This window comes from Agrobacterium sp. ST15.13.015 (assembly GCF_027871645.1).
GTDB lineage: Bacteria > Pseudomonadota > Alphaproteobacteria > Rhizobiales > Rhizobiaceae > Agrobacterium > Agrobacterium leguminum.
Window position 1 is genome coordinate 126,912 of record NZ_JAQAHF010000012.1, and the last position, 10,710, is coordinate 137,621.

Below are 10,710 nucleotides of genomic sequence, written 5' to 3' on the forward strand. Positions count from 1 at the left end.
CTACCGGACTACTCTTGGTTAGAACCAAGATCGGGTTGCAGCCCTTTCTTGGTTCGATTTTTATACCACATCGAGACCATATTTTCACTACTAAGGCCCTGATTTTTATTAACTTCCTCCTGAATTTTTGAAACAGCCCACAGGCAACTGGTATGATCACGTGAGCCAAACTGCCGCCCAAGTTCGGGATAGCTGATCTCTGGCTTCACAAAGTTTTTGATCTCCCACATGATGATGTGGCGCGCCCGAGCAACAGGCCTTGTTTTGATCGGCCCAATCATCGTCTCATAATCATACCCGAGTTCGACGCTGCGTTTCCGGATGAAGTCCTTGCAGCTTACAAACACCTGCTGACCGGTTTCTATCCTCCACTGCCGAATATGGGCGTCAAAACAGACTGCTTTTCGTTTCCATTCAGGCGTTGCCTGTTCGGACAAATGTTTCGCCAATGGCGCCATCAGCATCTTGCTATGCTCTTTAATTGGAATAGGGTTGATGTACACCAGTTGAGGTTTGGGGTTCCTGTCGCTTTCGCGTTTTAAAGCCGCCGCCGCAAAGCGCCTCTGCCGCTCCTTATGCGCAAGGTGCTGGCGCTGTAGCTCCGTCATTGGCTGGGGCTGGTGCACGTTCATCTGAAACTCCTCGCTTCACGCTCTTTCTCGCGGCGAATGTATTCTTCCCGGCTTTCCGCAGTGCGGGCGACGGGTGAAACGCTGTATGTGCCGAATGGCGGCGGTCGATCTGTCCCGGCGTGCGGAAGCTTGGCGCGGGCGTTGGTGAACCAGTCGGAGCGGAAACCTTGCCAGCCGTGCAGTATCTGCATCTCGGCCGCTTCCTGTGGGTGCCCGGTCTTCTCGTATTCCTTGACGAGAAGCTTTGCTGCATAGGCGGTCAGAGGCTTCTTTACCGTCTTCTTGCGATGTTCGATGAGGGCGTCTGCAAGGTCTTCACCAACGCAGGCGGCCAGAATTGTCTTGATGTCTTCGGTCATCAGTATTCCCTCCCTGCATACGGGATCTTGCCGCGAGATTCTTCTTTCGTGCAGAAGGTGAAGGCCTTGTATCTGGCCTTGCGCTCTACCTCGCGAAGCCTGGTTATCTCGTTGTAGGCCTTGGCTTCGGTGGTCTTGAGGATTTCGGCTATCTCGGCTGTGTCGTAGCCGGCGCGCAGGAGAGTAAGTGCGTTCGTCATGCCGCGATCCTTTCCAAAATTCTCCTGCCGATGAATTCTGGTATTTGAGGCACTACGGCGTTCCCGCAGGCTCCAAGTTTAGCCACCAGGTCGGGAACCCCATCATTTGTAGGGAAACACAATGGTTCGCTGTCCAAGACCCTTCTAGCCCTTGCGTCAAGATCGCTCGATGCAGCCAGTGCAATTGACGCTTGACCTTGCCCGAACTCCTCAGCTTCGCGCTTTGATAGGAAATTCGGTAGAACCCCCTCCCATCGTTCTTGCTCGGGGTAGGCCACAATCCAGACGCGCTCGCGTTCATGAGGGCGTCCCATGACCCATGCTGGAATATTTCTCCATTCCGCATTGTACCGGCGCTCGGCCAGATCCCCGAGAACTCTGCCAAACCATCCGCCTGGCTTTGTGCTTGGGCCAGCAAGCAGGTTTGCAACGTTCTCCACGATGAGGAATTTCGGTCGTAGCTCGCCAACCAGTCTATCGATCTCAGACCAGAGCCCTGAACGCTCTCCGGCCAAGCCAAGCTTTTTCCCAGCGACGCTGAGGTCTTGGCACGGGAAGCCGCCGCAGATGACGTCAACGGCAATCCCATCGTTTCGAAGGACATCTGCTGTGAGGGTTCTGACATCATGGTAGCAAGGCACCTTCGGCCAGTGTTTTGCCAGTACGCGGCGTGGGAACTCTTCGATTTCGCAGAAGGCGACCGTCTCAAAGCCACCAGTCCGCTCAAGACCGAGGCTGAAACCACCAATTCCGCTGAACAGATCGAGGACGCGCAGTTTGCTCATGCCGCACCCCGCTTCTGCGCAGCGCGCCGGCAAAGCTCTCCAATCTTCTGGACCCATGCCAGACGACGCCGTTTGCTCGCAATGTTGATGTCAGGCCACTTCTTCGGGCCGCTGCTGAACTTGGATAGCCAGTCCTGAAGCTCGACCTCATACTTGTCGGCTTCGTCTGCCATCTCTTCGTAGGAGTTGAAGGTGGGTTCGGAGGTCATTTACCGCTCCTCGGCTTGAAGGCTAGCGGATAATGATCTTCCCAGCCGGGCCACTTCTCGGCTTTCGACCGGCGCAAAGTGCTAACAGCGTCCTGATGCCATTTAGCCAGCAGAGATTGTTCTGATTGCCCTTTGTATTGAGCCATGGCTTCAACAAGAATTTTTTCAAGAAGCATCACTTGTTGTGGAGACTTAGCCCAGCAGTTTCCTGCTATGACGGCTCCTTGCTTATGAACTGAAGGCTCTCCGTAGACAGTCATTAAAATTCGCCTCCATCTCTTAGTTCTGGACAGATCCAATCCGCAAGATCAGCCTTGTGATGCGCCTGACGACGCCACCGGTCTGCCAGCTTGAGCCGCAACGTACAGTGAAATCTTTAGTGGTGCGACGGTTGACGTATTTGTGGGCTTCGAAAAGCATGGCCTTGACCGAGCCAAACCGACTTTTCGGGAAAGCCTCAGAAAACATGTTTTGCGCGTACGCTACATCACTCATTGCCTTGTCCTTGATAGACGTATGCTTGTCACGGTTCGACAACACCTTGTCCGACTCCTGTGGTTATCTGCTCCTCGTACTAAGGAGACGCAGATGGGCCACAGGCATGAAAATGATGGGATAGCAGGCAAAGCTTGCAACGATGTCCGCGATCCCGGCCCGCCGCATCAGACGAACCTAATTCCGTTTCCAAAGAGCAATCTGCCGCCGCCCCGCTCTTTGGATGCTGATGGCGAGCCGCACTTGCCATCAGCTTTCATTCAAGTCGGAGAAGCGATCGCGCCAGTTTTGCTTAGGCTGCGTGGTGGCTTCCCGAGGATAAAGATGCGGGCTGATACCCGGGAGGAGAGGGAAGATATCAGCCCGCGCTGAGCGTCAGGGGGACGTGCCGCTCAGATTATCGCGGAGTTCTGCTCCTGCTTTTGTCAGTCCGTATCCAGCCCCGTTCGGTGTTCCGTCATCCGTCCAAGACATTCTGTAAAACTGGAGAAGACCCTTGCGAGCAAGACCACGAACCGCGCGCCTCACTTTTGCAAGGTCAAGGCTAGTACGCTGGCTGACAGCCTGAAAACCGATGACGCTAAAATCCTCAGAGCATTCTTCCCAAGCCTTGAAAGCTTGAGCTTCGTAGCCTTGGAGTTTCATCGCGCTGCCTTCTCTCGGTTAATGCGGTCTACCTCTGCCATTAGCTCGGCTTGGAGGGACTGCATGTTGATGGGTTTGGGCTTGGGAGGGCGAGTGGTCATGCTGGCACCTGCTCTTTCGACGGGTTCAGCATCGCCTTGAAGATGGAGATATCGGTTTTGCGCTCGGTAACTGGTTGGAACCGGTAATGAGCAAATCCACCCTCTCTGTCGCCTTCCGCATAAGGAAGCGGCGGGTTCTTTATTTCCTCAAAAAGTAGGCATGGAGTTTTCTTCCCCATAACCACGCCGAAATAGATCGACCTGATAGTAAGAATGTCTCCAATCGAGGGTCCACGCTGCCCCCAAAGGTTCATCAAATTCTGGATATCCTTTGGTTGGGGCGACTTCGCAACGCACACGACCTTCTGCCCAACCGTGAAATTGCACTCCATCAATCCCACTCCTCGCTATCCGGGTCTTCTCTGTTGATTACGCAGGCGACGTAAAAGAGGAACGCACCAGCGGTGGCGATAAGACCAGCGGCGCACAGGAGGCCGGTTTTGACGATCTCGAAGATCACGATGCGCTCTCCTCTTGCTTTGCGAGTTCGAACGGATGAATGGGGGCGGCGTATGGTTGCCAAGCGATGGGCTTTTCCAGTGGATCGACACCAGCGAAATACCCGCCGTAGCTCTTGATTTTTATCCACCAAGACTTGACGACCTTCCCACACGGCAGAGCCAACCACACGTAATCGCCTGTCTGGGCTTCGGTGATGTTGGTGGACCATGTCATGCGCTATTTCCTCTTACGTGCCGAGGAGAGGCTGACGACTTTCGTTTCAGACCCATCATCTGTGGCGACAACGCCTTGGCATCCGAGTGCGTTACGTTCGTACATTTCTACGGTGCTGTCGAAGATCGACTGGAGGGCATCGCTCTGCTTTTCAGACAAGGCGCCACGTTTCAGGTAGAAATCGAAGACGCTTGCCACGAATGGAAGCCTCTTGCCCTTTCTGTCCAAGACCCTGAGGAGCCAAATACAGACATCGTAGATTTCAATCTGCCGCCCTGTCGGTGGATCAATGTTGATTGTGTTGACAATCTCTTTGTCGGTCATTCCGCAGGCTCCCGTTTTGCAAAATCAATCGGCTTCACAGCATCCTTGGAAATCTCTTGAATCTTGATGGCCAGATCGAAAGAAGGGGTCCTTTCCCCAACCTCAAGCCTATTCACCATCCATCGTGACACGCCGAGTTTCCCGGCGAGGTCGTCTTGTGTGAGGTTTTGGCTTTTGCGCCAAACGGTGAGTGCGTGCTCGTTTGCCATTCCATATAGTTGTCATATAGCCAACCTGTTGGCAAGGGGCTTACGAAAAAAATGTTGGCAACGCGGCTGTCTACAGTTGCCCTTTCAGCAACTACGATTCTGACATGGTTACAAGAATCGGTCCCTCAAAGCCTCTTAGGCATTTTTTAAAAGAATGGCGGGTCAAGAAAGGCCTGACGCAGCAACAATTAGCTGATCGGTTACCTATTGGTGAAGACGGCAAGGCTACAGGGAAAGACCAGATTAGCCGCTGGGAAAGAAGCGAGCGCGGGATGACAATGGATGTTCAAGCTGCATTAGCTGAAGCACTGGATATCGAACCTGGTGCTCTATTCCATGACCCTGACAGGCCAAGCATTGATGATCTGCTAAGGAATGCGCCGCCCGAGATTAGGGCGGAGATAATTGAGTTCGCTACCTTCAAACTCCGCAAGGCGATATGATGAACAAACTGTGGCCGATAGCCGTATTTTCAATGTTCGATTTGGCTATCGCCTCCATCCTCACATACTTAGACCAGCGCCCAGATAAGTTTTTCATGTTCTTCATGGCTCTGGCCGTTCTTTGGGTTCTGCCGGCGCTTGTGGGTATATGGTCACTGATAAAGTTCTGGATATGTTATCCGCTTTTCATCAAGAGGAAGCTGGTCAGAATTTATAAAGCTCAGCTTCATCAGTTCAACTTCCCAAGCACTCGCAGTCATTTCGATCACATAGATTACCTATCAAGCGTGATTGAAAATGGTGACGGCGAAAAGGACGCAAGGAATAAAGCGGCCTTTATTTTAGGGGAAATGGCTTGCTACAAGTCTGAGAGGCCATTCACAATGGGATTAGCGGTTCAACACGCTTTTGAACAGGCGATGGAAGAGTATCGTGCTAGAGTAGGCGTAACCTAGTCATTTAGATGGTCTCTAACACAACCATCCAGTCCTGCGCCGATCCTGCCGACACTAGCATCCGTGGAACCAACCTCTCCTGAAGCTCGGTTTGATTTCCCTGCCGCTACAGGGTCCAACACCGGGGGAAGTCTTTTTCTCCAGCTGGTCAGGCTGATTTATCCCCGATACGAGCAAGCGCCCTTTTTTCGGCGCTCGGTATAAGCTGCTTCAGTTTCCCGGCGCGCTGCAAACGCGTTACCCCGGCGGGCCATCAACCCCGTTCGATTCCGCTCGATGAGACTGGCATCGATACCGCGTCCATTTCATATGCCGGGTTGATCGGTGACGCGGGTGAAACTTCAAAAGACCGCTGCCCTTGCGCCTCCGAACACTCAATCTTGGCGGGAACCTCCGAGCAGACCCAAGATTTTGTGATTTTCAGCACCTCGAAGCAGCTTTTGCCTATTCCATCAATTGTTGTGATGTGTTAGGCAATGTTCATCAATGTTCTGCATTCGAGCGCCGGTAGGATCAACCCCTCCGGCGCTTTTCTTTTGGCATGAAACCAACCAGGTTGTCTAGACGCCAACTTTTTTTATCCGCACCTATTGCATCGGAGTTGGCTTTGTGCCAACTTAAATCATCAGCAGCGACGAAGAAGCACCAACACCCGCCGATCTCGCTGCCACCACAAGAACCGGAGATGACGACGATGTTCAAGGTTGAGTACTTCACTGGCAAGGAATGGGCTCTTCTTCAGCACGTCGGTTCGATCGTTGATCTGAACACTCTCATAAACCGCATGCGCAATCAGGGCGTAAAAATTCGCTGCATCAACGCCGCTGGCGAAGACCTTTGCGCCTGATCTCCAATTCGATCTCAACCACTGAGGATGAGCAAATGACCGCATTTCTCCACATGCACCACGCAATGGCCAACAAGGCCCTGATGCAGGCGAAATACACCGAAGGTCTCGCTGACGAGCCAGTGAGGCTCATGGCCCGCATTCGCGAAATCGTTCTGAGTGGTGCTGCCGATTACAAAGACCGCTGGCAGCCAACTCCTGTCACCGACGCAGATCGCGCCACCGTCTTGCAGTACTTGGGGGCGTGATCATGGAAAAGCCAGCTTACACAATCGGAAAAGATGAAATGCTTCTCATCACCGTTCGCTGGAATGACGGCGACACGGTTCTGCTGGAGACACCGGTCAAGTTCTACACGGCCGATGAAATCCAGTCGCTGATCGACGAGACGGTTTCCGAGCGCTGTGATGTGGTCGGTGTCGACCGCTACGAAATGGTGCGCCGTGTCGGTGAGAGCATTGCCGATGAGTTCGATATTCGGACTTGGGCCGAGCGCGTCACTGACGACCGCCGCGAACTTGCAGCCGACGACAACCTGTCCGTCCAAGTCGCCTACAACGCGATGCGCAACAGCTTCAACCCCATCGCCCACGGCGCCGTCATCGGTCGTCTGGAAGCGGCGGAGTGATGGCTATGACAGAACGCGCGAAGACAACCGGCGGCCCAGCTTATCCGATCGAAGCTTACCTGGCCGGCGGATACATGCAGGCGGAAGGAATGAGCATCCGATTTCGCACGGCCATCGCAGCAATGCAGGGGATTCTTGCCGCTGACGCCGACAGTGATTTCAAGCCTGAACATATAGCCGAGAGAGCTTTTGCGATCTCAGACGCAATGCTCCAGCGGGCTGCGGACACTGATCCGAAAATTGAACGAGACACCAACGACGATCTGCCGTTTTGAGCCGACCCGCATAGGGCTTCAGACAAGGGATAGGGAAGATGAGCGACTGGGCAGCATGGGGCGATGACGAACTCGACTGGGATAGAAACGACGTCAACACATACCAAGCGATTTGCGACGGATGCCAGAAGGTTTCGAGACGTCGCCTTAGCTATCGGGACGACCTTGGCGAAAGGGTAATGCTCTGCGCCGTCTGCGTCGATGCCCACGACAATAACCGTCAGGTCATTTCAGAGCGAGAGCAGATGGATGCCGCTGACCGAGACGACTTCTAACCAACCCACCGGCTTTGTCAGAGTAACAGAGATATGAAGGGGCAGGAAATGAGCATCAAGCTTATCAATGAATTGCATGCAGCCATAAGCCGCCGTGATTGGTCCGCGACCGAAGCTGCCGCCAATAGCCTTCGTGACGATATCGACGTTACCGTAAAGGTTCTGGCAGGGCCAAGTATTGGTAGCCTGCCGAACGATTATCCAATCAGCCGTCTCGCGTCTGACGTTGAAATGGATCGCCGTGAGCGCGTCCGTCAATGCGATCTGATGGCTAAAGATTGGGCCGATTTCTGCGAGACCATGGGCGCAAAATGGGACACTCAGGACGCGGTTGCTCAGGAACTAATCGCCAAGTTTAATTTTCTGAACGCCCTCATCGAGCCGATGGAAGGTATTGAGCACTTTCAAGACGCTCTCGATTTTCGAAATGACAATCTTTCTAAGGCTTTGAGACAGTGGATTGAAGCGGGCATTGGCGCTCTCCAGAAGCTTAAGGAATCCCGGTATTCCGACCATGCCCGCGCCGAGGGGAGATCGTGATGCCCTCCGCTTTCTCCACCACCAACACACAAGAAGCGGATGATCCGACCGAGATCATCATCCGGCTCCGAAATTGCGAAAAGCAGATCGACCAGTCTACCAGAGAGTTTCGCAGAGACGTGAACCGCCTCATCACCGGGCTTCTAACCATCGCAATCATTTCAGCGTCGTTCCTGTTCGTCGGCATGCCGAAGGCCGAGCGTATGGCGCTTATTGATCAGGAGAACTTTCATGTTGCCCGCCGATAGGAACCTGATGCGCCAAACGGAAGCCGCAAAGAAGCTTATAGCCGATTTGCCGGCTGACGACGAGCAGCTTGTGGCCGACAGCATCGAAGGCGAAACCAGCCTTCTTGAAGCTATCGCCGCCGCCCTCGCTGAAATTGACGAGTGCGAAATCCTCATCGTCGGCATCGATGAAAAGCTCAAAGTCCTTGAGGCGCGAAAGAAGCAGCAGAAAGACCGCGCCGACCGCATCCGCGCCCTGATTGAGCGCGCCATGCTGGAAACAGAGCAATTTTCGCTTCGCCTGCCAACAGGAACGATCACGCTGCGCAAATCCGGGCCTTCGCTCGTCATCACCAATGAGGCCGACATTCCGGCGTCGTTCTGGGTTGAGCAAGAGCGCCCCGCGCCAAAGCTCGACAAGAAGGCATTGGCCGAAGCCGTCAAATCAAAATCCATCCCCGGCGCGTCTCTGGATAACGGGACGTTCAGCCTGACCGTGAGGCGAAAATGACGAAGCTAACGGTTTCAAGACTCAAGGAGCTCTTTTGGTATGATCCGATCGTCGGCGTCTTCATTCGCAAGCTGACTGGTAAGGGGCCGCGAAATGCTGTCGGCAGCATACCTTCGAAAGCAAATTCCTCAGGGTACATCCGTATAATGATCGATGGGGTTCGATATCAGGCTCACCGGTTGGCTGTATTCCATGAAACGGGAGTCATGCCAGACGTTGAGGTGGACCATCGTAACCTCATCAAGCGCGATAACGCCTTTTTGAACCTCCGAGAGGCCAGCCATGCCCAAAACATGGCCAACCAGACCGTTCGTTCTTCGAACAAGAGCGGGGTTCGCGGCGTCTATTGGGAAAAGACGTCTGGCAAATGGCGCGCGTCCATCAATGCGGGCGGGCGAAGGATTGACCTTGGAAAATTCAAAACGAAAGAACAGGCTGCTGCCGCTCGTGCCGCTGCCGTCACCATCCATCATGGAGAGTTCGCATGTCTCAAGTAGCCACACGCTTCCAGATGACCCCGCGGCAAATCGCGTTGGTTAAAAGCACCGTTGCCAAGGACTGCAACGATGACGAGTTCTCACTGTTTATGGAGGTCGCCAGCGCGAAGGGGCTTGATCCGTTCCTCGGGCAGATAATTCCTATGGTATTCAACAAGGGGAGCGCCGAGAAGCGGAAAATGACAATCATTGTTAGCCGCGACGGGCAACGTGTTATTGCGCAGCGATGCGGCGATTACCGGCCTGCTTCTAAGCCCCCAATTTACGACATTGACAAGGATCTCATTTCTCCGCTCAATCCTCAGGGCGTCGTGGCAGTGACAACATACCTCTGGAAGCAGGATCCCCGGTCGGGGGAATGGTACGAGGTCGCTGGACAGGCATTCTGGGACGAGATGGCGCCCGTTACCGATGAGTGGGTCTACGATCAGGATGCAGGAAAGCGGAAGCCGACCGGCAAGAGGGTTCTAGACAATTCCGGCAACTGGTGCCGGATGCCACGACTCATGATTGCCAAGTGCGCTGAAATGCAGGCGTTGCGCGCTGGCTGGCCGGAACAGTTCACCGGCCTTTACGACGAGGCCGAAATGGACCGCGCCAAGGTGATCGACATCACCGCTTCCGAAATCGTGCAGCACGAGAAGGAAGAAAGCCGGATGCGCGCCATTGGCGGCAAGGATTCAATCACCCTCACCTGGGGCGACAATTACGCGCTTGAAAACGTGCCAGTTGGCCAGCTTGCCGACCGCGCACTTCAGTTCATCAATGATGAAAGCGCCGAGACAGTGCGGAAGTGGGCAGACGCCAACCGCGAGCCACTGCGCCTTTTCTGGGCCAAGCACCCCGGCGATGCCCTCGCAATCAAGAAGGCCATTGAGGCCAAATCCAGCAAGAAGGAAGCGGCCTAATGTCTGATCTCAACCAAATCACAATCACCGGCCGTCTCGGCGCTGATGCGGAAATTCGCCGCACTCAGGACGGCAGGCCTATTGCCAACCTGCGCGTTGCAGTTTCCGAGACATGGCGCGATAGCAATTCTGGTGAGCGCAAGGAAAAGACGGAGTGGGTTTCCGTCGTCTGTTTTGTCGAGGGTCTTTGCAAGGTCATCGAGCAGTACACCAAGAAGGGCAGCCGAGTTCTCATCCAAGGCAAAATCCAGACGCGCAAATGGCAGGACCAATCCGGCAACGATCGATATTCGACGGAGTTGGTCATGCAGGGTTTCGACGCAAAGATGATCCTGCTGGATGCACCGAAGCAGGAAGAACGGCAGGATCAGCAGCGGCAGGGAAACCGCGAACCTTCGCGCCAGCAGACCAACCATCATCAAGGAAGCTTTGACCGCGACCTTGACGACGATATTCCATTTTGAGGTGCG

At 54.2% G+C, this 10,710-nt stretch carries 28 protein-coding genes; 14 read left to right on the forward strand and 14 right to left on the reverse strand.

Annotated features, from left to right (window positions below):
- Positions 1-8 precede the first annotated feature (8 nt).
- From PIB16_RS19175 to PIB16_RS19205, 7 genes are read right to left on the reverse strand one after another with little or no spacing between them, the layout of a single operon-like run.
- On the reverse strand, positions 9-632 hold the full coding sequence (locus tag PIB16_RS19175) for a helix-turn-helix domain-containing protein (RefSeq protein WP_271046206.1): 624 nt from the start codon (positions 630-632) through the stop codon (positions 9-11).
- Positions 629-991 (reverse strand): hypothetical protein, encoded by a 363-nt coding sequence (locus PIB16_RS19180; RefSeq protein ID WP_271046207.1) that lies wholly within the window; start codon positions 989-991, stop codon positions 629-631. The genes PIB16_RS19175 and PIB16_RS19180 overlap by 4 nt, the downstream gene beginning before the upstream one ends.
- The gene (locus PIB16_RS19185; protein WP_271046208.1) at positions 991-1,191 is read right to left on the reverse strand and encodes a hypothetical protein; all 201 of its coding nucleotides are present in this window, start codon (positions 1,189-1,191) and stop codon (positions 991-993) included. Before PIB16_RS19185 ends, PIB16_RS19180 begins: the two co-directional genes overlap by 1 nt.
- A complete protein-coding gene (locus tag PIB16_RS19190; protein ID WP_271046209.1) occupies positions 1,188-1,976 on the reverse strand; it encodes a DNA cytosine methyltransferase in 789 nt (262 codons plus the stop codon). The genes PIB16_RS19185 and PIB16_RS19190 overlap by 4 nt, the downstream gene beginning before the upstream one ends.
- A complete protein-coding gene (locus tag PIB16_RS19195) occupies positions 1,973-2,185 on the reverse strand; it encodes a hypothetical protein (RefSeq protein ID WP_271046210.1) in 213 nt (70 codons plus the stop codon). Before PIB16_RS19195 ends, PIB16_RS19190 begins: the two co-directional genes overlap by 4 nt.
- Positions 2,182-2,445, reverse strand: coding sequence for a hypothetical protein (locus tag PIB16_RS19200; protein ID WP_271046211.1), 264 nt, complete (start codon positions 2,443-2,445; stop codon positions 2,182-2,184). The genes PIB16_RS19195 and PIB16_RS19200 overlap by 4 nt, the downstream gene beginning before the upstream one ends.
- A gap of 19 nt (positions 2,446-2,464) precedes the next feature.
- Positions 2,465-2,680 carry a hypothetical protein gene (locus PIB16_RS19205; RefSeq protein ID WP_271046212.1) on the reverse strand — a complete coding sequence of 72 codons (216 nt, stop codon included), beginning with the start codon at positions 2,678-2,680 and terminating at the stop codon, positions 2,465-2,467.
- 93 nt (positions 2,681-2,773) lie between these two features.
- Here PIB16_RS19205 and PIB16_RS19210 point away from each other — a divergent pair, with 93 nt between their 5' ends.
- On the forward strand, positions 2,774-3,052 hold the full coding sequence (locus tag PIB16_RS19210; RefSeq protein WP_271046213.1) for a hypothetical protein: 279 nt from the start codon (positions 2,774-2,776) through the stop codon (positions 3,050-3,052).
- Between the two features lie 3 nt (positions 3,053-3,055).
- Here the strand turns inward: PIB16_RS19210 and PIB16_RS19215 are convergent, their stop codons facing one another.
- The 6 genes from PIB16_RS19215 to PIB16_RS19240 all read right to left on the reverse strand — a co-directional run bounded on the left by PIB16_RS19215 (position 3,056) and on the right by PIB16_RS19240 (position 4,634).
- Entirely contained in the window at positions 3,056-3,325 is a 270-nt protein-coding gene (locus PIB16_RS19215; protein ID WP_271046214.1) for a hypothetical protein, read from the reverse strand.
- 97 nt (positions 3,326-3,422) lie between these two features.
- Entirely contained in the window at positions 3,423-3,758 is a 336-nt protein-coding gene (locus PIB16_RS19220; protein ID WP_271046215.1) for a hypothetical protein, read from the reverse strand.
- Positions 3,758-3,886, reverse strand: a complete 129-nt coding sequence (locus tag PIB16_RS19225) for a hypothetical protein (RefSeq protein WP_271046216.1) — start codon at positions 3,884-3,886, stop codon at positions 3,758-3,760. Before PIB16_RS19225 ends, PIB16_RS19220 begins: the two co-directional genes overlap by 1 nt.
- Entirely contained in the window at positions 3,883-4,101 is a 219-nt protein-coding gene (locus PIB16_RS19230; RefSeq protein WP_271046217.1) for a hypothetical protein, read from the reverse strand. Before PIB16_RS19230 ends, PIB16_RS19225 begins: the two co-directional genes overlap by 4 nt.
- Positions 4,102-4,104: 3 nt before the next feature.
- Positions 4,105-4,425 carry a hypothetical protein gene (locus PIB16_RS19235; protein WP_271046218.1) on the reverse strand — a complete coding sequence of 107 codons (321 nt, stop codon included), beginning with the start codon at positions 4,423-4,425 and terminating at the stop codon, positions 4,105-4,107.
- Entirely contained in the window at positions 4,422-4,634 is a 213-nt protein-coding gene (locus tag PIB16_RS19240; protein ID WP_107341756.1) for a helix-turn-helix transcriptional regulator, read from the reverse strand. Before PIB16_RS19240 ends, PIB16_RS19235 begins: the two co-directional genes overlap by 4 nt.
- Positions 4,635-4,738: 104 nt before the next feature.
- On the opposite strand from PIB16_RS19240, the gene PIB16_RS19245 reads away from it, so the two are divergent.
- Together PIB16_RS19245 and PIB16_RS19250 are read left to right on the forward strand one after the other, a co-directional pair.
- On the forward strand, positions 4,739-5,077 hold the full coding sequence (locus tag PIB16_RS19245) for a helix-turn-helix domain-containing protein (RefSeq protein ID WP_107341755.1): 339 nt from the start codon (positions 4,739-4,741) through the stop codon (positions 5,075-5,077).
- Positions 5,077-5,532, forward strand: coding sequence for a hypothetical protein (locus PIB16_RS19250; RefSeq protein WP_271046219.1), 456 nt, complete (start codon positions 5,077-5,079; stop codon positions 5,530-5,532). The genes PIB16_RS19245 and PIB16_RS19250 overlap by 1 nt, the downstream gene beginning before the upstream one ends.
- Positions 5,533-6,045: 513 nt before the next feature.
- Here the strand turns inward: PIB16_RS19250 and PIB16_RS19255 are convergent.
- A complete protein-coding gene (locus tag PIB16_RS19255) occupies positions 6,046-6,234 on the reverse strand; it encodes a hypothetical protein (protein ID WP_271046220.1) in 189 nt (62 codons plus the stop codon).
- Here PIB16_RS19255 and PIB16_RS19260 point away from each other — a divergent pair.
- The 11 genes from PIB16_RS19260 (at position 6,227) to ssb (ending at position 10,704) form a co-directional block, all read left to right on the forward strand.
- Positions 6,227-6,379, forward strand: coding sequence for a hypothetical protein (locus tag PIB16_RS19260; protein ID WP_271046221.1), 153 nt, complete (start codon positions 6,227-6,229; stop codon positions 6,377-6,379). The genes PIB16_RS19255 and PIB16_RS19260 overlap by 8 nt on opposite strands.
- Before the next feature lie 35 nt (positions 6,380-6,414).
- The gene (locus PIB16_RS19265; RefSeq protein ID WP_271046222.1) at positions 6,415-6,627 is read left to right on the forward strand and encodes a hypothetical protein; all 213 of its coding nucleotides are present in this window, start codon (positions 6,415-6,417) and stop codon (positions 6,625-6,627) included.
- Positions 6,628-6,665: 38 nt separating this feature from the next.
- Entirely contained in the window at positions 6,666-7,007 is a 342-nt protein-coding gene (locus PIB16_RS19270; RefSeq protein ID WP_271046223.1) for a hypothetical protein, read from the forward strand.
- 5 nt (positions 7,008-7,012) lie between these two features.
- Positions 7,013-7,282: a hypothetical protein gene (locus PIB16_RS19275; protein WP_271046224.1), complete on the forward strand. Its 270-nt coding sequence runs from the start codon at positions 7,013-7,015 to the stop codon at positions 7,280-7,282.
- A 38-nt stretch (positions 7,283-7,320) separates the two neighbouring features.
- Positions 7,321-7,557 carry a hypothetical protein gene (locus PIB16_RS19280; RefSeq protein WP_271046225.1) on the forward strand — a complete coding sequence of 79 codons (237 nt, stop codon included), beginning with the start codon at positions 7,321-7,323 and terminating at the stop codon, positions 7,555-7,557.
- A gap of 48 nt (positions 7,558-7,605) precedes the next feature.
- Positions 7,606-8,097 carry a hypothetical protein gene (locus PIB16_RS19285; protein WP_271046226.1) on the forward strand — a complete coding sequence of 164 codons (492 nt, stop codon included), beginning with the start codon at positions 7,606-7,608 and terminating at the stop codon, positions 8,095-8,097.
- A complete protein-coding gene (locus PIB16_RS19290) occupies positions 8,097-8,345 on the forward strand; it encodes a hypothetical protein (protein WP_271046227.1) in 249 nt (82 codons plus the stop codon). Before PIB16_RS19285 ends, PIB16_RS19290 begins: the two co-directional genes overlap by 1 nt.
- Complete coding sequence (locus PIB16_RS19295) at positions 8,329-8,835, forward strand: siphovirus Gp157 family protein (RefSeq protein WP_271046228.1); 507 nt, start codon at positions 8,329-8,331, stop codon at positions 8,833-8,835. Before PIB16_RS19290 ends, PIB16_RS19295 begins: the two co-directional genes overlap by 17 nt.
- 206 nt (positions 8,836-9,041) lie before the next feature.
- A complete protein-coding gene (locus PIB16_RS26785) occupies positions 9,042-9,332 on the forward strand; it encodes an AP2 domain-containing protein (RefSeq protein WP_442866791.1) in 291 nt (96 codons plus the stop codon).
- Positions 9,320-10,240: a phage recombination protein Bet gene (gene bet / locus PIB16_RS19305; RefSeq protein WP_271046230.1), complete on the forward strand. Its 921-nt coding sequence runs from the start codon at positions 9,320-9,322 to the stop codon at positions 10,238-10,240. Before PIB16_RS26785 ends, bet begins: the two co-directional genes overlap by 13 nt.
- On the forward strand, positions 10,240-10,704 hold the full coding sequence (gene ssb / locus PIB16_RS19310) for a single-stranded DNA-binding protein (RefSeq protein ID WP_271046231.1): 465 nt from the start codon (positions 10,240-10,242) through the stop codon (positions 10,702-10,704). Before bet ends, ssb begins: the two co-directional genes overlap by 1 nt.
- Positions 10,705-10,710: the final 6 nt, after the last annotated feature.

Bases quoted from the DNA above. Each gene is read 5' to 3' on its own strand.
- PIB16_RS19235 (WP_271046218.1), bottom strand. From the start codon at position 4,425: ATGACCGACAAAGAGATTGTCAACACAATCAACATTGATCCACCGACA.
- ssb (WP_271046231.1), top strand. From the start codon at position 10,240: ATGTCTGATCTCAACCAAATCACAATCACCGGCCGTCTCGGCGCTGAT.
- PIB16_RS19240 (WP_107341756.1), bottom strand. From the start codon at position 4,634: ATGGCAAACGAGCACGCACTCACCGTTTGGCGCAAAAGCCAAAACCTC.
- PIB16_RS19245 (WP_107341755.1), top strand. From the start codon at position 4,739: ATGGTTACAAGAATCGGTCCCTCAAAGCCTCTTAGGCATTTTTTAAAA.
- PIB16_RS19185 (WP_271046208.1), bottom strand. From the start codon at position 1,191: ATGACGAACGCACTTACTCTCCTGCGCGCCGGCTACGACACAGCCGAG.
- PIB16_RS19190 (WP_271046209.1), bottom strand. From the start codon at position 1,976: ATGAGCAAACTGCGCGTCCTCGATCTGTTCAGCGGAATTGGTGGTTTC.
- PIB16_RS19215 (WP_271046214.1), bottom strand. From the start codon at position 3,325: ATGAAACTCCAAGGCTACGAAGCTCAAGCTTTCAAGGCTTGGGAAGAA.
- PIB16_RS19280 (WP_271046225.1), top strand. From the start codon at position 7,321: ATGAGCGACTGGGCAGCATGGGGCGATGACGAACTCGACTGGGATAGA.
- PIB16_RS19195 (WP_271046210.1), bottom strand. From the start codon at position 2,185: ATGACCTCCGAACCCACCTTCAACTCCTACGAAGAGATGGCAGACGAA.
- PIB16_RS19285 (WP_271046226.1), top strand. From the start codon at position 7,606: ATGAGCATCAAGCTTATCAATGAATTGCATGCAGCCATAAGCCGCCGT.
- PIB16_RS19175 (WP_271046206.1), bottom strand. From the start codon at position 632: ATGAACGTGCACCAGCCCCAGCCAATGACGGAGCTACAGCGCCAGCAC.
- PIB16_RS19270 (WP_271046223.1), top strand. From the start codon at position 6,666: ATGCTTCTCATCACCGTTCGCTGGAATGACGGCGACACGGTTCTGCTG.
- PIB16_RS19210 (WP_271046213.1), top strand. From the start codon at position 2,774: ATGGGCCACAGGCATGAAAATGATGGGATAGCAGGCAAAGCTTGCAAC.
- PIB16_RS19250 (WP_271046219.1), top strand. From the start codon at position 5,077: ATGAACAAACTGTGGCCGATAGCCGTATTTTCAATGTTCGATTTGGCT.
- PIB16_RS19275 (WP_271046224.1), top strand. From the start codon at position 7,013: ATGACAGAACGCGCGAAGACAACCGGCGGCCCAGCTTATCCGATCGAA.
- PIB16_RS19290 (WP_271046227.1), top strand. From the start codon at position 8,097: ATGCCCTCCGCTTTCTCCACCACCAACACACAAGAAGCGGATGATCCG.
- bet (WP_271046230.1), top strand. From the start codon at position 9,320: ATGTCTCAAGTAGCCACACGCTTCCAGATGACCCCGCGGCAAATCGCG.
- PIB16_RS19260 (WP_271046221.1), top strand. From the start codon at position 6,227: ATGTTCAAGGTTGAGTACTTCACTGGCAAGGAATGGGCTCTTCTTCAG.
- PIB16_RS26785 (WP_442866791.1), top strand. From the start codon at position 9,042: ATGCCAGACGTTGAGGTGGACCATCGTAACCTCATCAAGCGCGATAAC.
- PIB16_RS19230 (WP_271046217.1), bottom strand. From the start codon at position 4,101: ATGACATGGTCCACCAACATCACCGAAGCCCAGACAGGCGATTACGTG.
- PIB16_RS19205 (WP_271046212.1), bottom strand. From the start codon at position 2,680: ATGAGTGATGTAGCGTACGCGCAAAACATGTTTTCTGAGGCTTTCCCG.
- PIB16_RS19265 (WP_271046222.1), top strand. From the start codon at position 6,415: ATGACCGCATTTCTCCACATGCACCACGCAATGGCCAACAAGGCCCTG.
- PIB16_RS19180 (WP_271046207.1), bottom strand. From the start codon at position 991: ATGACCGAAGACATCAAGACAATTCTGGCCGCCTGCGTTGGTGAAGAC.
- PIB16_RS19295 (WP_271046228.1), top strand. From the start codon at position 8,329: ATGTTGCCCGCCGATAGGAACCTGATGCGCCAAACGGAAGCCGCAAAG.
- PIB16_RS19220 (WP_271046215.1), bottom strand. From the start codon at position 3,758: ATGGAGTGCAATTTCACGGTTGGGCAGAAGGTCGTGTGCGTTGCGAAG.
- PIB16_RS19200 (WP_271046211.1), bottom strand. From the start codon at position 2,445: ATGACTGTCTACGGAGAGCCTTCAGTTCATAAGCAAGGAGCCGTCATA.